The sequence below is a fragment of the Streptomyces sp. NPDC096132 genome (assembly GCF_044763345.1).
In the GTDB taxonomy this organism is placed as follows: Bacteria; Actinomycetota; Actinomycetes; order Streptomycetales; family Streptomycetaceae; genus Streptomyces.
This window is the reverse complement of sequence record NZ_JBIWGA010000001.1, coordinates 308,826-327,325: the sequence shown is the minus strand read 5'-3', so window position 1 is coordinate 327,325 and position 18,500 is coordinate 308,826. Positions and strand designations below refer to the sequence as shown.

The following is an 18,500-nucleotide window of genomic DNA, read 5'->3' as shown; positions in this document are numbered from 1 at the left end:
CAAGGAGGTGGAGCGGCGATGGCGAGCATCAAGGACGTCGCTGCCGAGGCGCGGGTCTCCGTCGCCACGGTGTCACGCGTCCTGAACGACCATCCGTCGGTCAGCGAGGACGCACGCGCACGCGTGCTGGCCGCCGTGAAGACACTGGGCTACCGCCCGAACGCCGTCGCCCGGTCCCTGCGCACCGACCAGACCCACACCCTCGGCCTGGTCATCAGCGACGTGATGAACCCCTACTTCACCGAGCTGGCCCGCTCCGTGGAGGAGGAGGCCCGCGCGCTCGGCTACAGCGTGATCATCGGCAACGCCGACGAACGGCCCGACCTCCAGGACCACCACGTACGGACCCTGCTGGACCGCCGGATCGACGGCCTGCTCGTCTCCCCCACCGACGGCGGCTCCCCGCTCATGCTGGACGCCGCGCGCGCGGGGACACCGATGGTGTTCGTCGACCGGTGGATCCCGGGTGTCGACGTGCCCGTCGTACGGGCCGACGGGCGGGCGGCCGTCCGGGACCTCGTCGCGCATCTGCACGGGCTGGGGCACCGCAGGCTCGCCATCATCGCGGGCCCGGCCGCCACCACCACCGGCAGCGAGCGCGTCGAGGCCTTCCGGGCCGCCATGGCCGAGTACGGGCTCCCCCTGCCGGACGCCTACACCGGGCAGGGCGACTTCCAGGCCGAGAGCGGACGCCGGGTCACCGACGGCTTCCTCGACCTCCCCGAGCCGCCCGAGGTCGTGTTCGCCGCCGACAACCTGATGGCGCTCGGCGCGCTGGACGCCGTACGCGCGCGTGGGCTGCGCGTGCCCGACGACATCGCCCTGGCCGCGTTCGACGACATCCCGTGGTTCGTGCACACCGATCCGCCGATCACCGCGATCGCCCAGCCCACGGGCGAGCTGGGCCGGGCCGCCGTACGGGCCCTGGTCGACCGCATCGAGGGACGGCCCCCGCAGTCCGTCACCCTCCCCGCCCGTCTCGTCGTGCGCCGGTCGTGCGGCGAGTCACCGACTTCTTCGGAGTCACCCGCAACGAACAGGAGCCAGTCGTGAGCAACGCGGACGAGTTGCTGCGCATCGAGGGCATACGCAAGACCTTCCCGGGTGTCGTCGCGCTGGACGGCGTCGACTTCGACCTGCGCCGGGGCGAGGTGCATGTACTGCTCGGTGAGAACGGCGCGGGCAAGAGCACCCTCATCAAGATGCTCTCCGGCGCCTACCGCCCCGACGCCGGGCGGATCCTGGCCGGCGGCGAGGAGGTGCGCATCCACGGCGCGCAGGACGCCGAACGCCTCGGGATCGCCACCATCTACCAGGAGTTCAACCTCGTACCCGATCTGACGGTCGCCGAGAACATCTTCCTCGGGCGGCAGCCGCGCCGCTTCGGGATGATCGACCGGAAGCGGATGGAGGCCGACGCGGCCGTCCTGCTGGAGCGGGTCGGGGTGAACGTGTCGCCCCGCGCGCGTGTGCGGGAACTGGGCATCGCGCGCCTGCAGATGGTCGAGATCGCCAAGGCGCTGAGCCTGGACGCGCGCGTGCTGATCATGGACGAGCCGACCGCCGTGCTCACCTCCGAGGAGGTCGAGAAGCTCTTCGCCATCGTGCGCAAGCTGCGCGAGGACGGCGTCGGGATCGTCTTCATCACCCATCACCTGGAGGAGATCGCGGCCCTGGGCGACCGGGTGACGGTCATCCGGGACGGGAAGTCCGTCGGCCAGGTGCCCGCCACCACGCCCGAGGACGAACTCGTACGGCTCATGGTGGGCCGCTCCATCGAGCAGCAGTACCCGCGCGAGCGTGCCGAGACGGGCGCCGCCCTGCTGACCGTCGAAGGGCTCACCCGCGACGGCGTCTTCCACGACGTCAGCTTCGAGGTGCACGCCGGTGAGGTCGTCGGCATCGCCGGGCTCGTCGGCGCCGGTCGTACCGAGGTCGTACGGGCCGTCTTCGGGGCTGACCCGTACGACAAGGGGGCCGTGAAGGTCTCCGGCGCCCCGGTCCCCAAGTCGGACGTCAACGCGGCGATGACCGCGGGCATCGGGCTGGTGCCCGAGGACCGCAAGGGCCAGGGCCTGGTGCTGGACCAGTCCGTCGAGGAGAACCTCGGCCTGGTGACCCTGCGCGCCGCCACCCGCGGCGGGCTGGTGGACCTCAAGGGCCAGCACGAGGCGGCCGCCCGGATCGCCGGACAGCTCGGGGTGCGGATGGCCGGACTCCACCAGCAGGTGCGCACCCTGTCCGGCGGCAACCAGCAGAAGGTCGTCATCGGCAAGTGGCTGCTCGCCGACACCAAGGTGCTGATCCTCGACGAGCCCACGCGCGGCATCGACGTCGGCGCCAAGGTCGAGATCTACCAGCTCGTCAACGAACTCACCGCTCAGGGTGCCGCCGTCCTGATGATCTCCAGCGATCTGCCCGAGGTGCTCGGCATGAGCGACCGGGTGCTGGTGATGGCCCAGGGCCGGATCGCCGGACAGCTCTCCGCCGACGAGGCCACGCAGGACGCCGTGATGGCCCTCGCGGTCAGCACTCCCTCTGCTCCCGCTGCTTCCTCTGCTCCCTCTACGACTGACACCACCGAACTGGAGGCCGGCCGTGGCCGCTGACACGCTCAAGAGCACAACGGGCGCCGGTGGCGGCGCCGCGGCGGTCCGCCGTCTGCTCCTCGACAACGGCGCGCTCACCGCGCTGATCGTCCTCGTCATCGCCATGTCGGCGCTGTCGGGCGACTTCCTGACCACCGACAACCTGCTCAACGTGGGTGTCCAGGCGGCCGTGGTCGCCATCCTCGCCTTCGGCTCGACCTTCGTGATCGTCTCGGCGGGCATCGACCTGTCGGTCGGCTCGGTGGCGGCCCTGTCGGCCACCGTGCTGGCGTGGAGCGCCACACAGCACGGCGTGCCGGTGGTGGCAGCGGTCGTCCTCGCCGTGCTGACCGGCATCGCGGCCGGTCTGGTGAACGGTTTCCTCATCGCGTACGGCAAGCTGCCGCCGTTCATCGCCACGCTCGCGCTGCTGTCGGTGGGCCGCGGTCTGTCGCTGGTGATCTCCGAGGGCTCCCCGATCGCCTTCCCCGACTCGGTGTCGCACCTCGGTGACACGCTCGGCGGCTGGCTGCCGGTGCCGCTGCTGGTCATGATCGTCATGGGGCTCGTCGCGGCGTTCGTGCTCGGCCGGACGTACATCGGCCGCTCGATGTACGCCATCGGCGGCAACGAGGAGGCGGCCCGGCTGTCGGGTCTGCGGGTGCAGAAGCAGAAGCTCGCCATCTACGCCCTGTCCGGTGTGTTCGCGGCCGTCGCGGGCATCGTGCTCGCCTCCCGGCTGTCCTCCGCGCAGCCGCAGGCCGCCGACGGCTACGAGCTGGACGCGATCGCCGCGGTCGTCATCGGCGGCGCCTCCCTCGCGGGCGGTACGGGCAAGGCCTCCGGCACGCTGATCGGCGCCCTGATCCTGGCGGTGCTGCGCAACGGCCTCAACCTGCTGAACGTCTCCGCCTTCTGGCAGCAGGTCGTGATCGGTGTGGTCATCGCGCTGGCGGTGCTGCTGGACACGGTCCGCCGCAAGGCCGGGGCGACCCCGGTGGCGGCCGGTGCCGGGCTCGGCGGGGGCAAGGGCCGGCAGGCGGCGACGTACGGTCTCGCGGCCGTGGTGACCGTGGCGATCGTCGGCGCGACCTCCTTCCTGCACGGCGGCAGCTCGTCGGCGTCCAACCCGAAGGTCGGACTGGCCCTGTCCACGCTCAACAACCCGTTCTTCGTGCAGATCCAGGCCGGCGCCAAGGCCGAGGCGAAGAAGCTGGGCGTGGACCTGACGGTCACCGACGCGCAGAACGACGCCTCCCAGCAGGCCAACCAGCTGCAGAACTTCACCAGTTCCGGCTACGACTCGATCATCGTCAACCCGGTCGACTCGGACGCGGCCGGCAACTCGGTGAAGGCCGCCGACAAGGCGAAGATCCCGGTCATCGCGGTCGACCGGGGCGTCAACAAGGCCACCGTGGACGCGCTGGTCGCCTCCGACAACGTGGCCGGCGGTGAGCTCGCCGCCAGGACGGTCGCCGAGAAGCTGGGTGGCACCGGCAAGATCGTGATCCTGCAGGGCCAGGCGGGCACCTCCGCCGCCCGGGAGCGCGCGGAGGGCTTCGCCAAGGGTCTGAAGGCCTACCCCGGCATCCAGGTGCTGGCCCAGCAGCCCGCCGACTTCGACCGCACCAAGGGCCTCGACGTGATGTCGAACCTGCTCCAGGCCCACCCGGACGTCCAGGGCGTCATCGCCGCCAACGACGAGATGGCGCTCGGCGCGATCAAGGCGCTGGGCTCCAAGGCCGGGAAGACCGTCCAGGTCGTCGGCTTCGACGGAACCCCCGACGGGCTCAAGGCCGTTGAACAGGGGACGCTGTACGCGTCCGTGGCGCAGCAGCCGTCCCAGCTGGGGAGGATCGCCGTGGACAACGCGCTGAAGGCGCTGCAGGGCAAGAAGGTCGAGGAGACGGTGAAGGTGCCGGTGAAGGTGGTCACGAAGGAGAACGTGGCCGGGTTCAGCGGCTGACATCGGCGAGCGGGCGGGCGGTCGCCCCGGGTGGAGACACCCGGGGGCGACCGTCCGCCCCGAGCCACATATCAGGGGAGTTCTCTCATGTACGACTACGACCTACTGGTCGTAGGGTCGGCCAACGCCGACCTGGTGATCGGCGTCGAGCGCAGGCCCGGGGCCGGTGAGACGGTCCTCGGTTCCGACCTGGCCGTCCACCCCGGCGGCAAGGGCGCGAACCAGGCCGTGGCGGCCGCGCGCCTCGGGGCCCGTACGGCCCTGCTGGCCCGGGTCGGCGACGACGCCCACGGCCGGCTGCTGCTCGACTCGCAGCGGGCGGCCGGGGTCGACACGGTGGGCGTGCTGGTGGGCGGGGCGCCGACGGGCGTCGCGCTGATCACCGTGGACCCGTCGGGCGACAACAGCATCGTGGTGTCACCGGGCGCGAACGGCCGGCTGACACCGGAGGACGTCCGGGCCGCGGCCTGCCTCTTCCAGACCTCGCGGGTGGTGTCGGCGCAGCTGGAGATCCCGCTGGAGACGGTCGTGGCGGTGGCGGCGAGCCTGTCGCCCGACAGCCGCTTCGTGCTGAACCCCTCCCCGCCGCGCCCGCTGCCCGCGGTGCTGCTCGCGGCCTGCGACCCGCTGATCGTCAACGAGCACGAGGCCAAGGTCATCATGGGCGAGGCGGGGACGAGCGGGGGGCCCGAGGACTGGGCGCGGATCCTGCTCGCCAAGGGGCCGAAGTCGGTGGTGGTGACGCTCGGCGCGGAGGGCTCCCTGGTGGCGTCGGCGGAAGGGGTCGTACGGATCCCGTCGGTGAAGGTGGACGCCGTGGACACGACGGGCGCGGGTGACTCCTTCACCGCGGCGCTGGCGTGGAAGCTGGGCGCGGGCGCGTCGCTCGCGGAGGCGGCGGCGTACGCGGCGCGGGTCGGCGCGGTGGCCGTGACCCGGCGGGGGGCGCAGGAGTCGTTCCCGACGGCGGAGGAGGTCGACTCCCTGTGCTGTGCCGTCCCGGGGGACGCTGCATCCGACAGTGGCTCCGCCACGGGCCGGACCCCCGGCCGCGGGTCGGACAACGCGGCCGGGGCTGCTCGGCGGGGTGAGGCCCTGTGAAGAAGGCCGGGATCCTCAATCGTCATCTGTCCGGGGCGCTGGCCGAATTGGGGCACGGGGACGGGGTGCTGGTGTGTGACGCCGGCATGCCGATACCGGACGGGCCGCGGGTGGTCGACCTCGCGTTCCGGGCGGGGGTGCCGTCGTTCGCGGAGGTGGTGGAGGGGCTGCTCTCCGAGCTTGTGGTGGAGGGCGCGACGGCGGCCTCGGAGGTGCGGGAGGCCAATCCCGCGGCGGCAGCGCTGCTGAAGCGGCACTTCACCCGACTGGCGTACGTCTCGCACGAGGAACTGAAGGTGCTGTCGGCGGGGGCGCGGCTGGTGGTCCGCACGGGCGAGGCACGGCCGTACGCGAACGTGCTGCTGCGGTGCGGGGTGTTCTTCTAGCCCGTTCCTCTAGCCGGTCCTCCAGCCCGTTCCTCTGGCCCGTCCCTCAGGCCCGTTCGTCCGGAGATGCTTCGAGGGGCCCGGTCCGTCGACCAGGCCCCTCGGCTTGCCCCCTCCAACTGTCGGTACCCCCGCGATCCCCCCAGATCCCCCTCCAGAAGTCCCGACGCCATGTACGACACGCGGGGGCCGGGAAGGGTTGCACGGCTTCTGAAAATTTTCCGACAGGCGATATGCCCGAAATGTGCACCATCATGAGGTCGTCCCCCTCTCCCCTCCCCACGAGGAGTACGACCATGCCCCAGGAGACCGAGCCGAACCTCGACACGTTCACCCTCGGCACCCCGCTGGGCTCCGTGCCCACGGCACCCCCGGCGCCCCGGCCCGACGACACCTGGACCCTGCCCGGCGGCAAGGCCCACGTCTACTACGGCCAGGACAACAAACAACTCCGCCGCCCCGTGATCATGGCCGACGGCTTCAACCTCGGCCCGAGCGACCTCGACTGGCTCTACGGGGGCCTCCAGAACGGCGCCTACCCCTTCGTCTCCGAACTGCGCTCGCAGGGCCGGGACGTGATCCTGGTCGGCTTCGAGGAGCGCAGCGCGTCCCTCCTGGACAACGCGCGGACCGTCGAGGCCGCCATCTTCGAGGCCATCGGCCGCCGGATCGGCGACGAACCGCTGGTCGTCGGCGGCTTCAGCATGGGCGGCATCATCACCCGGTACACGCTGGCCAAGCTGGAGACCCAGCGGATGGACCACCAGACCCGGACGTACTTCTCGTACGACAGCCCCCACCGCGGCGCGGCCATCCCCATCGGCCTCCAGGCGTTCTCGTACTTCATCCCCCTCCCGAACGACTTCCGCCGGCAGATCGAGAGCCCGGCCGCGCGCCAGATGCTCTGGCGGCACGTCGACGCGTACGACGGTGAGCCGCACGAGGACCCCCTGCGCACGGAGTTCCTCGACGCGCTGCGCCGGGTCGGCTCGTGGCCCCGCATCCCGCGCCTGCTCGCCGTCGCCAACGGCCGCGGCGACGGTGTCGGCCTGCCCGACCTCCGTCCCGGCGACATCGCCCTGAAGCTCGACCGGTTCTACCCCGGCACCACCTTCTACATCCAGGCGCAGGGCAACGACGTGACGGTGGCCGAGCTGAAGCGGAACCTCCCGCCCGCCCAGCACACCGTCAAGACCAGCGGCTTCCCCGAGCTGGACGGGGCGCCCGGCGGCACGCTGCACTCGTACAAGCTCCTGGCCGACGCGCTGGAGAAGCTCGGCACCGTGGTGGACCTGCGGCACGAGGACGTGTGCTTCGTACCGGCGGTGAGCGCGGTCTCCATCCGCGACCTCGACCGGCAGGACGACCTGTACGCGAAGATCGACACGCTGGATCCGGCCGAGAGCGACGTGGACGAATTCCTCTGCTCGTCGACCACCACCGCGCACACCGAGATCACGGAGGAGCTCGGCAGCTGGCTGGTGGACCGGTTCTAGCCATCCGAGGCAATGCCGTCCGCCCGCTCAGCTCGGGCGGACGGCGTCCCTCTGCTCCAGCCGCGCTCCCCGGCTCTCCGCGACCCGCCTGACGTCCCGCAGTCACTCGGCGAGCCGGCAGGCGAGACACCGCAGTTCACCGCAGGGTTTGGGGTGATCGTCCCCGCCGCCGAGGCCGCCTCCTCCAGGCTCCCCTGCTCCCCCGTCGCTCGCGACTCTCGCACCACAGTACGTCGAACATATTCTCGCATGAGCGATTGCAAAAGCGACGGGACGTCAGACGGCCGCCGGACGTTTCCAGACATCCGGCGGCCGTCCGCGTGTTCCTGTGACGCGAGGTCAGAGAGCGTGCTGGAGGAACCTCTCCGCCGTCTCCGCCAGCACCTGGCGGCCGTCCCGCGCCCACAGGGCGTCGTTGAAGAGCTCGACCTCGATGGGGCCGGTGTAGCCCGCCGCCTCCACGTACGCCTTCCACTCGCGCATGTCGATCGCGCCGTCGCCGATCTGGCCCCGGCCGTTGAGGACGCCCTCCGGGAGAGGGGTGGTCCAGTCGGCCAACTGGAAGGTGTGGATACGGCCGGAGGCGCCCGCGCGGGCGATCTGGGCGGGAGCCTGGTCGTCCCACCAGATGTGGTACGTGTCCACGGTGACGCCGACCTGGTGGGCCGGGAAGCGTTCCGCGAGGTCCAGGGCCTGGGTGAGGGTGGAGACCACGCAGCGGTCCGAGGCGTACATGGGGTGGAGGGGTTCGATGGCCAGCCGAACACCGTGCTGTTCGGCGTACGGGCCGAGGACCGACAGGGCGTCCGCGATGCGTTCGCGGGCGCCGTGGAGGTCCTTGGAGCCCGCCGGGAGGCCGCCGGAGACCAGGACCAGGACCTCGGTGCCGAGGGTCGCGGCTTCCTCGACGGCCCGGCGGTTGTCGTCCAGGGCCTTGGCGCGTTCGTCCGGGTCGATCGCCGTGAAGAAGCCGCCCCGGCACAGGGTGGTGACCGTCAGACCCGCGTCGCGGACCAGTTTCGCCGTGGCCTCCAGGCCGTACGACTGGACCGGCTCGCGCCACAGGCCGACGTTGGTGACGCCCAGGTCGCCGCAGGCGGCGACCAGTTCGGGCATCGACAGCTGCTTCACCGTCATCTGGTTGATGGAGAAGCGGGAGAGGGAGCCGGTCACTGGGTCACTCCGTACAGGGCGAGGAGGGTCTTCATACGGTCCTCGGCCAGCTTCGGGTCGGGGAACAGGCCCAGGCCGTCGGCGAGTTCGTAGGCGCGGGTGAAGTGCGGGAGGGAACGGGCCGACTGCAGGCCGCCGACCATCGTGAAGTGCGACTGGTGGCCGGCCAGCCAGGCCAGGAGGACCACGCCCGTCTTGTAGAAGCGGGTGGGGGTCTGGAAGAGGTGGCGGGAGAGAGCGACCGTGGGGTCGAGGAGGGTGCGGAAGCCGGCCGTGTTCCCCGTGTCCAGGACGCGGACCGCCTCCGCCGCCAGCGGGCCCAGCGGGTCGAAGATACCGAGCAGGGCGTGGCTGAAGCCCTGCTCGTCGCCCGCGATCAGCTCGGGGTAGTTGAAGTCGTCGCCCGTGTAGCAGCGGACGCCCTGCGGGAGGCGGCGGCGGATGTCGATCTCGCGCTGGGCGTCCAGCAGGGAGACCTTGATGCCGTCGACCTTGTCGGGGTGGGCCGCGATGACCTCGAGGAAGGTGTCCGTCGCCGCGTCCAGGTCGGACGAGCCCCAGTAGCCCTCCAGCGCCGGGTCGAACATCGGGCCGAGCCAGTGCAGGACCACCGGGTCGGTGGCCTGGCGGAGGAGGTGGCCGTAGACCTCCAGGTAGTCCTCGGGGCCGGAGGCGGCCGCCGCCAGGGCGCGGGAGGCCATCAGGATCGCCTGGGAGCCGGAGGCCTCGACGAGGGCGAGCTGCTCCTCGTAGGCCGCCCGGACCTCGGCGAGGGACGCCGGGCCGGTGAGCTGGTCGGTGCCGACGCCGCAGGCGATACGGCCACCGACCGCCTTCGCCTCGGCGGCGCTGCGGCGGATCAGCTCGGCCGCGCCCGCCCAGTCCAGGCCCATGCCGCGCTGGGCGGTGTCCATCGCCTCGGCGACGCCGAGCCCGTGCGACCACAGGTGGCGGCGGAAGGCGAGCGTGGCGTCCCAGTCGACGGCGGCCGGTGAGTCGGGCGAGACGTCCGCGAAGGGGTCGGCGACGACGTGCGCCGCCGAGAAGACCGTACGGGAGGTGAAGGGGGTGCCCGGGGTGACGGCGAGGGGTTCGGTGCGGGGCTCGTAGGTCCGCAGCGTGCCGTCGGGGGCGGGGAGCTGGATGGTCACAGCGCGATCTCCGGGACGTCGAGGCGGCGGCCCTCGGCCGAGGACTTCAGGCCCAGCTCGGCGAGCTGGACGCCGCGGGCGCCGGCGAGGAGGTCCCAGTGGTAGGGGGCGTCGGCGTAGACGTGCTTGAGGAACAGCTCCCACTGGGCCTTGAAGCCGTTGTCGAACTCGCCGTTGTCCGGGACCTCCTGCCACTGGTCGCGGAAGACCTCGGTGGCGGGGATGTCCGGGTTCCAGACCGGCTTGGGGGTGGCCGAGCGGTGCTGGACGCGGCAGTTGCGCAGGCCCGCGACCGCGGAGCCCTCGGTGCCGTCCACCTGGAACTCCACCAGCTCGTCGCGGTTGACGCGGACCGCCCAGGAGGAGTTGATCTGGGCGATCGCGCCGCCTTCGAGCTCGAAGATGCCGTACGCGGCGTCGTCGGCCGTCGCGTCGTAGGGCTTGTCGCTCTCGTCCCAGCGCTGCGGGATGTGGGTGGCGGTGAGGGCCTGGACGGACTTCACCCGGCCGAACAGCTCGTGCAGGACGTACTCCCAGTGCGGGAACATGTCGACGACGATGCCGCCGCCGTCCTCGGCGCGGTAGTTCCACGACGGGCGCTGGGCGGCCTGCCAGTCGCCCTCGAAGACCCAGTAGCCGAACTCGCCGCGGATGGACAGGATCCGGCCGAAGAAGCCGCCGTCGATCAGCCGCTTCAGCTTGAGCAGGCCGGGGAGGAAGAGCTTGTCCTGGACGACGCCGTGCTTGACGCCGGCCGCGCCGGCGAGCTTCGCCAGCTCCAGGGCGCCTTCCAGGCCGGTGGCCGTCGGCTTCTCGGTGTAGATGTGCTTGCCCGCCGCGATCGCCTTCTTGATCGCCTCTTCGCGGGCGGAGGTCACCTGGGCGTCGAAGTAGATGTCCACGGTCGGGTCGGCGAGGACCGCGTCCACGTCCGTGGTCCAGTGCTCCAGGCCGTGCTGCTCGGCCAGCGCCTTGAGCACGTGCTCGCGGCGGCCGACGAGGATCGGTTCAGGCCACAGCACGGTGCCGTCGCCGAGGTCGAGTCCGCCCTGCTCACGGATGGCGAGGATGGAGCGGACGAGGTGCTGGCGGTAGCCCATGCGCCCGGTCACGCCGTTCATGGCGATACGCACCGTCTTGCGTGTCACGTCGGTCCCTTCGTAGGCGTTGTACGCGGTTGTGCGCGCCGCGTACGCCTCTTCCTGATCAGCGTTACAGCAAGCGCTTTCTATCCAAGAAGAAGCTAGCCTCTGACCAGCGGTCCGGACAAGACCGTGTCCATCTCGAGTTGTTCGAGGGGGCGAACAAACGGGGGCTGCGGCCTTAAGGTCTGCTCGACACGCTGGAACGGTCCGCTCGGTGTGCCCGGAACCGTGACCGCGGCCGGCCTGTCTTACGTGGACGTATGAGTTACGTGGACGTATGAGGACGTACGACGAGATGCGCGACCGGAGGACGACGAAATGACGGTGACCCTGGCGGACGTGGCGGCCCGCGCGCAGGTCTCGCCCGCGACGGTGTCGCGCGTGCTGAACGGGAACTACCCCGTCGCCGCTACCACCCGCGAGCGGGTGCTGCGGGCGGTGGACGAGCTGGACTATGTGCTGAACGGGCCCGCCAGCGCCCTGGCGGCGGCGACCTCCGACCTGGTGGGCATCCTGGTCAACGACATCGCCGACCCCTTCTTCGGGATCATGGCGAGCGCGATCCAGTCGGAGATCGGGGGACCGGGCGGGCGGGCCGGGGGCGAGCGGCTGGCGGTGGTCTGCAACACCGGGGGCTCGCCGGAGCGCGAGCTGACGTATCTGACCCTGCTCCAGCGGCAGCGGGCCGCGGCCGTGGTGCTGACCGGCGGGGCCATGGAGAACGAGCCGCACGCGGCGGCGGTGGCGGCGAAGCTGCGCAAGCTGGGCGAGGCGGGGACGCGGATCGTGCTGTGCGGGCGGCCGCCGGCGCCGGACACCTCGGCGATCGCGCTCACCTTCGACAACCGCGGGGGCGGGCGGGAGCTGACCGAGCACCTCATCGGCCTCGGGCACCGGCGGCTGGGCTACATCGCGGGGCCGGAGGAGCGGACGACGACCCGGCACCGGCTGGAGGGGCACCGGGCGGCGCTGGTCGCGGCGGGCATCGAGGAGGACCCCCGGTGGACCGTGCACGGGCGCTACGACCGGCGGGCGGGGTACGAGGCGACGCTGGAGTTGTTGCGCAGGGACCCGACGCTGACGGCCGTCGTCGCCGCGAACGACTCCGTCGCGCTCGGGGCGTGCGCGGCGCTGCGGGACTCCGGGCTGCGGATCCCGGAGGACGTGTCCGTCGCGGGCTTCGACGACCTGCCCTTCAGCATCGACGCGGTGCCTTCGCTCACGACGGTGAGGCTGCCGCTGGCGGAGGCGGGTGCGCGGGCGGGGCGCATCGCGATGGGGCGCGAGGAGCCGCCGCCGGGTGGGATCGCGACGGTTCGGGGGGAGCTGATGGTTCGGGGGTCGTCGGGGGTGCCGCGGGGTTAGGGCGCGGTCTCTCTCGTTCCGCGCCCGGTGCGGGGTGACCGTCCCCGGGGGCTGCCGCCCCCGGTCCCCCGCTTCGGCCCTGAACGGGCCTCGTCCTCAAACGCCGGACGGGCTGATTAATGCCGACCTGCGCCGAGAGGCGACCGCCCCTACGGGTGGGCGGGGGATCGGGACGGCGGGACCCGGCCGCGCACGCCGGACCGGCGCACTGATGCCCGACCGGCGCCGAGAGGCCAGCCCCCTCCGCATGGACGAGGCATCGGCACAGCAAGACCCGGCCGCGCACGCCGGACCGGCGCACTGATGCCCGACCGGCGCCGAGAGGCCAGCCCCCTCCGCATGGACGAGGCATCGGGACAGCAGGATCCGGCCGTGAACGCCGGACGGGCTGGATGATGCCGGCCGGTGCCGAGAGGCCAGCCCCCGAGACGCTCGATGAGTCGGGCCGCGTCGGCAGGCGGACCCCGCCGAGATGTAGCCAATCGCCTGGCCCCGAGTGACAGTGGTGAGCATGAAACTCGCCTTCTCCACCCTCGGTGTCCCCGGGCTGCCGCTCTCCGATGTGTTGCGGCTCGCGTCCGTGCACGGTTATCACGGGGTGGAGCTGCGTGCTCATCCGGAGGAGCCGGTGCATCCGGGGCTGGGGCCGGGCGAACGGGCCGAGGTCGCCGGCGAGTTCAAGGCGGCGGGGGTGGAGGTGCTGGGGGTCGCGGGGTACGCGCGGGTGGCCGCACCCGGGGCGGACGGGCCGGTGATCGAGGAGGTGCGGGAGCTCGTCGGTCTCGCCCGTGATCTCGGGGCGCCCTTCGTGCGGGTCTTCCCCGGCGGGGCCGACGGCCAGAGTCCCGCGGAGGCCGACGCCGTCGCCGCGCGCAGGCTCGGCACCGCTGCCGAGTACGCCGCCGACCTCGGCGTACGCATCCTGCTGGAGACCCATGACTCCCATCGGAGGGGCGCCGACGCCATCCGGGTGCTGGGGCTGGTCGGGCACCGCCAGGTGGGCGCCCTGTGGGACGTGATGCACACCTGGCTGGGCGGTGAGCAGCCGCAGGAGACGTACGCCGCGCTGTCGCCGTATCTGGGATATGTGCAGGTCAAGGACATCGCCTCGGCCGAGGACACCACCCCGCTGCCGCTGGGCGCGGGCGTGCTGCCGCTCGCGGACTGCGTGGAGGTGCTGTCCCGGCACGGCTGGGAGGGGTGGCTGTGCTGGGAGTACGAGAAGCGGTGGTACGCGGACGCCGCGCCGCTGGAGGGGCTGCTGGGCCGCGGACGGGAGCACCTCGGCCGGCTGCTGAACGACTCGGCCTAGGCCGGGTCCGGAGTCAGTTCTCCGGGCGGACCCCGAACTTCGTGTCCGGGTTCAGGCACCACTCCAGTACGGAGGGCCAGGAGCCGTAGCCGGCGTCCAGGTCGAGGTGGGCGGCGCCGGGCAGGAGTTCGGTGGGGAGGCCCAGCGGGTCGCCGTAGGCCGCGGAGTCGCGCAGGCGGCCGTCCTCGCCCGGGGCCCAGGAGCGCGACCAGTTGCGCAGGACGCCCTCGAAGCGGGCTCCCACGCTCTCGATGGCCGCGCGGGAGCGGCTGTTGCGAGCGTCGGTCTTGAGGTCGACGCGGGAGACACCCCACTCCTCGAAGGCATGGCGGAACAGGAGCAGCTTGGCCTCGGCGTTCACCCCGGTGCCCTGGGCGGAGGACGCGAGCCAGGTGAAACCGACCTCCACCGCGTCCATCCGGTCCTCCGACAGCCAGCAGCGCGGCTCCCAGTACGAGGTGGCGCCGACCGCCCGCCCCGAGGCGAGGGACACCTGTGCGTAGGGCGCGAGACGGCCCGTCGCGGCGCGGGCGAGCTGGGCGTCGATGTAGGCGGGCACCTCGTGGGCCCTCGGCACCCAGGTGAACTCGTACGTTCCCCGGTTCTCCTCCGCCGCCACCGCCAACTCGGCCGCGTGCCGGTGCTCCAGCGGCTCCAGGCGTACCAGCGCGCCCTCCAGAACCGGCCCCCGCAGTGTGAAACTCACCCGACGATGTCCTTCCGCAGCCGCGCGAACGCCTCATGGAAACCGGGGAAAGTCTTGCGGACGCAGCCCGGGTCGTCGAACGAGATTCCGGGGACGCGCAGGCCGGTCACCGCGAAGGACATGACGACGCGGTGGTCGCCGTACGTCTTGATCTCCGCGCCCTTGGGCGTGCCGGGGCGGATCTCGATCCAGTCCTCACCCGTCGCCACGTCCACGCCCAGCCGGCGGAGGTTCTCCGCGCAGGCCTCGAGCCGGTCGCACTCCTTCACGCGGGTGTTCGCGACGTCCTCGATGCGCACCGGTCCCGAGGCGAAGGGGGCGATCGCGGCGAGGGTCGGCATGGTGTCGGAGATGTCCCGCATGTTGACGGTGACGCCGTGGAGTTCGCCTGTGCCCTTCACCGTCGTACGGTCCACGCCGACCTCCACCAGCGCGCCCATCCGCCGCAGCACCTCCACGAAGCCCAGGTCGCCCTGGAGCGCGCCCTCGCCGAGGCCCGGCACGGTGACCTCGCCGCCGGTGAGCGCGGCGGCCGCGAAGAAGTAGCTGGAGGTGGAGGCGTCGGGTTCGATCGGGTAGGTGGTGGCGCGGTAGCCGCCCGGCGGGACGACGTACGTGCCGCCCTCCCGGCCGACCTCCACGCCGAACGCCCGCATCATCGCGATCGTGATCTCCACGTACGGCACCGAGACCAGGTCGGTGACGGTGATGCGCAGGCCGGTGCGGGTGAGCGGGCCGAGCAGCAGGAGTGCGGTCAGGTACTGGGAGGACTGGCCGGCGTCCAGCGCCACCTCGCCGCCCTCGACGCCGTTCGCGGTCACGGTGAGCGGGTGGTGACCCTCCGCCTCCTCGTGCCGCAGGTCCACACCGAGGTCGCGCAGGGCGCGGGTGAGCGGGAGCAGGGGGCGGCGGCGCATCTGGGGGGAGGCGTCGAAGCGGTAGGTGCCGTGGCCGGCGGCGGCGAGGGTGGGCAGGAAGCGGGCGGTCGTCGCGCCGTCCCGGCAGTAGACGTCGGCCTCGGCGACGGCGGGGCCCTGCGGGCGGCCGTCGACCTGCCAGCTGTCCGGGGTGCGGCCGACGCGGTAGCCGAGCCGGGTCAGTCCTTCGGCGAAGCCCTCCGTGTCGTCCGAACGCAGGGGCCGCTGAAGGGTGGTGACACCGTCGGCGGCGGCCGCGAGGAACAGGGCACGGGCGGTGATGGACTTGGAACCGGGGATGTCGACGAGGGCCATGCCGTCATGATCCCGTGCGGGAACCCCCGGATGTGGGCAAGTCCACGAGATGGACGACCGACGGGGTGGGCGCGGGGGCCGTCCTGGCCGGTGCCAGGGAGGTCAGGGCCACGCCGCCCACCAGGAGGGCCGCCGCGCACCAGCGCAGGACGCTCACCGGCTCGCCGAGGAACAGGGCCGCCGACGACATGCCGAAGACCGGGACCAGGAGGGAGAAGGGGGCCACGGTGGAGGCGGGGTGGCGGCGCAGGAGCCAGCCCCACGCCCCGAAGCCGAAGACCGTGGTGACCCAGGCGACGTAGACGACCGTGCCGGCGCCCTGCCAGTCGAGGGCGCGCAGGGCGGCCAGGTCCCGCGACGGGCCCTCGGTCAGGAGGGACAGGCCCAGCAGCGGCAGGACCGGGACCGTGCTCACCCAGACCATGAAGTTCAGCGGGTCCGGCGGGGACGCCCTGCGGGTGAGGACGTTGGAGACGCCCCAGCAGGCCGCCGCCGCGACGACCAGCGCGAAGGCGCCGAGCGGACCGGAGGTCCCCTCGTCCACGGCTGCCACCCCGATCCCGGCGAGGGCCACGGCCATGCCCAGCAGCCGGAGACGGGTGGGGCGTTCACCGAGTACGGCGAAGGCGACGGCCGCCGTGAACACCGACTGGATCTGCAGGACCAGCGAGGACAGACCCGCCGGCATGCCCTGGTCCATGCCCACGAACAGCAGCCCGAACTTCGCCACGCCCAGCGTCAGCCCGACCGCCACGATCCACTTCCAGGCCACCTTCGGGCGGCCGACGAGGAACACGGCGGGCAGGGCGGCCACCAGGAAGCGCAGGGCAGAGAAGAGCAGGGGCGGGAAGTGGCCGAGGCCGATCTCGATGACGGTGAAGTTGACGCCCCAGACGGCGGCGACGAGCACGGCGAGGGCGAGGTGGGCGGGTCGCATGCGTCGAGGATCACCCGCCCCGACCGTGAAGCACCAGCGATGATTACTGCATCGTCGGATGAAGCAACGCTACCGATTGGATCGCCGGTGCTCGATCTCCAGCGCCTTCGCGCCCTGCACGCCGTCTCCGTCCACGGCACGGTCGGAGCGGCCGCGGCCGCGCTCGGCTACACCCCGTCCGCCGTCTCCCAGCAGATCGCCAAACTGGAACGGGAGACCAGGACCGTGCTCCTGGAGCGCGAGGGCCGGGGCATCCGCCTCACCGACGAGGCGCTCCAGCTCGCCGCCACGGCGAAGGAGTTGCTGGCGATCGTCGAGCGCGCCGAGACCGAGCTGGAGGAGCGGCGCGGGGTGCCGGCCGGGCGGCTGGACATCGTCGCGTTCCCGTCGGCGGCGCGCGGCCTGCTGCCCTCCGTCCTCGCCGAACTCGCCCGCGCCCATCCGGCCCTGGACGCACGACTCGGCGAGGTCGACCCGCATCTGTCGGTGGACCTGGTCGCGAAGGGCGCGGTGGACCTCGCCGTGGCGCACGACTGGGACATCGCCCCGCTGCCCGCCCCGGCAGGCGTCGAGCAGGCCGTGATCGGGGACGACCTGTGCGACCTGCTGGTCCCCGAGGGCCACCCTTTCGCGGGGCGTACGGCCGTACGGCGGGAGGAGCTGGTCGGCGAGCGCTGGATCTGCCAGCCGCCCGGCCGGGTCTGCCACGACTGGCTGGTGCGCACCCTGCGAACGGCCGGCCACGAGCCGGACGTCGTCCACACCGCCGAGGAGAATCCCACCCTCGTGGCCCTGGTCGCCGCCGGCCTGGGCGTCGCCCTCATCCCACGGCTCGGCCGGGGCCCACTGCCGGCGGGGGTGGTGGAGGTCCCGCTCGACCCGATGCCCGTACGCCGCCTGTACGCGCTGTGGCGGGCTGGGGCGGCCCGGCGGCCGGCGATCGCGGAGACGGTACGGGTGCTGCGGGAGTGGTGGCCGAGGGTGTCGGCCCACCAGCAACCCCCTAAATAGTAGCCATGGATATAATATCCATGTACCGTAACGAGCATGCCTACGACACCAGTGCTCGACTCGTTCCTCCACCACGAGGAAGCCGGCGCGAAGGCCGGTGACGAAACGGCCTTCGTGTTCCTCCACGGCAACCCCTCCTCCTCGCACACCTGGCGCCAAGTCCTCCCCGGCATCGGCGCGGGCCGCCTCCTCGCCCCCGACCTGCTCGGCATGGGCCGCTCCGGCAAGCCCGACCTCGCCTACACCTTCGACGACCACGCCCGTCACCTGGACGCCTGGTGCGACGCGCTCGGCCTGGACCGGGTGGTGCTGGTCGGTCACGACTGGGGCGGCGCGCTCGCCTTCGACTGGGCCGCGCGGCACCCGGAGCGGGTGCGCGGCATCGCGTTCTTCGAAACCATCGTCAAGCCGCTGGCCTGGGAGGAGCTGACGCCCCAGGCCCGGGCACGCTCCGAGGCGATCCGGTCCGAGGCGGGCGAGGCGATGCTCGACGAGAACCTCTTCGTACGGCAGGCGTACACCGGCGGTGTCCTCACCCCGGCCTCCGAAGCCGACCTGGCGGCCTACCTCGCGCCGTACCCCACCCGGGAGAGCCGCCGCCCGCTGCTGTCCTGGGCCCGGCAGATGCCGCTCGGCGGGGAACCGGCCGGACTGGTCACCCGTATCGAGGCGTACGACGCGTGGCTCGCGAAGAGCCAGGACGTGCCGAAGCTGCTGCTGACCTTCGAGGGCTCGCCCACCCTGCTCATCGGGCCGGAGACGGCGCACTGGTGTGCCACGCACGTCGCCTCCCTGGAGACGGTGCACTGCGGTCCCGCCGGACACCACGCGACGGAGGACCGGCCGGCCGAGATCGCGGCGGCGATCTCCGCGTGGGCCGACCGGCACGGTCTGCGCTGACCGCACCGCACGGTCCGCACCGCACGGTCCG

Annotated in this window: 16 protein-coding genes; 10 read left to right on the top strand and 6 right to left on the bottom strand. The window is 72.2% G+C overall.

Annotated features, from left to right (window positions below; translation table 11 throughout):
• The first annotated feature begins 18 nt into the window (after positions 1-18).
• The 6 genes from ACIRF9_RS01470 (at position 19) to ACIRF9_RS01445 (ending at position 7,537) form a co-directional block, all read left to right on the top strand.
• Complete coding sequence (locus tag ACIRF9_RS01470; protein ID WP_403814571.1) at positions 19-1,053, top strand: LacI family DNA-binding transcriptional regulator; 1,035 nt, start codon at positions 19-21, stop codon at positions 1,051-1,053.
• Complete coding sequence (locus ACIRF9_RS01465) at positions 1,050-2,609, top strand: sugar ABC transporter ATP-binding protein (RefSeq protein WP_403814568.1); 1,560 nt, start codon at positions 1,050-1,052, stop codon at positions 2,607-2,609. Before ACIRF9_RS01470 ends, ACIRF9_RS01465 begins: the two co-directional genes overlap by 4 nt.
• Positions 2,599-4,554: a substrate-binding domain-containing protein gene (locus tag ACIRF9_RS01460; protein WP_403814565.1), complete on the top strand. Its 1,956-nt coding sequence runs from the start codon at positions 2,599-2,601 to the stop codon at positions 4,552-4,554. Before ACIRF9_RS01465 ends, ACIRF9_RS01460 begins: the two co-directional genes overlap by 11 nt.
• Positions 4,555-4,641: 87 nt before the next feature.
• Positions 4,642-5,655: a ribokinase gene (locus tag ACIRF9_RS01455; RefSeq protein ID WP_403814562.1), complete on the top strand. Its 1,014-nt coding sequence runs from the start codon at positions 4,642-4,644 to the stop codon at positions 5,653-5,655.
• Positions 5,652-6,041, top strand: coding sequence for a D-ribose pyranase (gene rbsD, locus ACIRF9_RS01450; RefSeq protein ID WP_403814559.1), 390 nt, complete (start codon positions 5,652-5,654; stop codon positions 6,039-6,041). The genes ACIRF9_RS01455 and rbsD overlap by 4 nt, the downstream gene beginning before the upstream one ends.
• Before the next feature lie 296 nt (positions 6,042-6,337).
• Positions 6,338-7,537: a lipase family alpha/beta hydrolase gene (locus tag ACIRF9_RS01445; protein WP_403814556.1), complete on the top strand. Its 1,200-nt coding sequence runs from the start codon at positions 6,338-6,340 to the stop codon at positions 7,535-7,537.
• A gap of 339 nt (positions 7,538-7,876) precedes the next feature.
• On the opposite strand, the gene ACIRF9_RS01440 is transcribed toward ACIRF9_RS01445, so the two are convergent.
• From ACIRF9_RS01440 to ACIRF9_RS01430, 3 genes are read right to left on the bottom strand one after another with little or no spacing between them, the layout of a single operon-like run.
• A complete protein-coding gene (locus ACIRF9_RS01440; protein WP_403816069.1) occupies positions 7,877-8,674 on the bottom strand; it encodes a sugar phosphate isomerase/epimerase family protein in 798 nt (265 codons plus the stop codon).
• Positions 8,675-8,706: 32 nt separating this feature from the next.
• Positions 8,707-9,861 (bottom strand): dihydrodipicolinate synthase family protein, encoded by a 1,155-nt coding sequence (locus tag ACIRF9_RS01435; RefSeq protein WP_403814553.1) that lies wholly within the window; start codon positions 9,859-9,861, stop codon positions 8,707-8,709.
• On the bottom strand, positions 9,858-11,009 hold the full coding sequence (locus ACIRF9_RS01430; RefSeq protein WP_403814551.1) for a Gfo/Idh/MocA family protein: 1,152 nt from the start codon (positions 11,007-11,009) through the stop codon (positions 9,858-9,860). Before ACIRF9_RS01430 ends, ACIRF9_RS01435 begins: the two co-directional genes overlap by 4 nt.
• Before the next feature lie 315 nt (positions 11,010-11,324).
• Here ACIRF9_RS01430 and ACIRF9_RS01425 point away from each other — a divergent pair, with 315 nt between their 5' ends.
• Complete coding sequence (locus ACIRF9_RS01425) at positions 11,325-12,371, top strand: LacI family DNA-binding transcriptional regulator (RefSeq protein WP_403814548.1); 1,047 nt, start codon at positions 11,325-11,327, stop codon at positions 12,369-12,371.
• 511 nt (positions 12,372-12,882) lie between these two features.
• A complete protein-coding gene (locus ACIRF9_RS01420; RefSeq protein ID WP_403814546.1) occupies positions 12,883-13,683 on the top strand; it encodes a sugar phosphate isomerase/epimerase family protein in 801 nt (266 codons plus the stop codon).
• 13 nt (positions 13,684-13,696) lie between these two features.
• On the opposite strand, the gene ACIRF9_RS01415 is transcribed toward ACIRF9_RS01420, so the two are convergent.
• Genes ACIRF9_RS01415 through ACIRF9_RS01405 form a run of 3 tightly spaced genes read right to left on the bottom strand, consistent with a single transcriptional unit; the run spans position 13,697 to position 16,558 of the window.
• Positions 13,697-14,389 (bottom strand): GNAT family N-acetyltransferase, encoded by a 693-nt coding sequence (locus ACIRF9_RS01415; RefSeq protein WP_403814543.1) that lies wholly within the window; start codon positions 14,387-14,389, stop codon positions 13,697-13,699.
• Positions 14,386-15,621, bottom strand: a complete 1,236-nt coding sequence (aroA, locus tag ACIRF9_RS01410) for a 3-phosphoshikimate 1-carboxyvinyltransferase (protein ID WP_403814540.1) — start codon at positions 15,619-15,621, stop codon at positions 14,386-14,388. The genes ACIRF9_RS01415 and aroA overlap by 4 nt, the downstream gene beginning before the upstream one ends.
• Positions 15,622-15,625: 4 nt before the next feature.
• Complete coding sequence (locus ACIRF9_RS01405) at positions 15,626-16,558, bottom strand: EamA family transporter (RefSeq protein WP_403814537.1); 933 nt, start codon at positions 16,556-16,558, stop codon at positions 15,626-15,628.
• 87 nt (positions 16,559-16,645) lie between these two features.
• Between ACIRF9_RS01405 and ACIRF9_RS01400 the strand changes: the two genes are divergently transcribed.
• Positions 16,646-17,569, top strand: a complete 924-nt coding sequence (locus ACIRF9_RS01400; RefSeq protein ID WP_403814534.1) for a LysR family transcriptional regulator — start codon at positions 16,646-16,648, stop codon at positions 17,567-17,569.
• A 36-nt stretch (positions 17,570-17,605) separates the two neighbouring features.
• Entirely contained in the window at positions 17,606-18,469 is an 864-nt protein-coding gene (locus ACIRF9_RS01395; RefSeq protein ID WP_403814531.1) for a haloalkane dehalogenase, read from the top strand.
• The last annotated feature ends 31 nt before the right edge of the window (positions 18,470-18,500 follow it).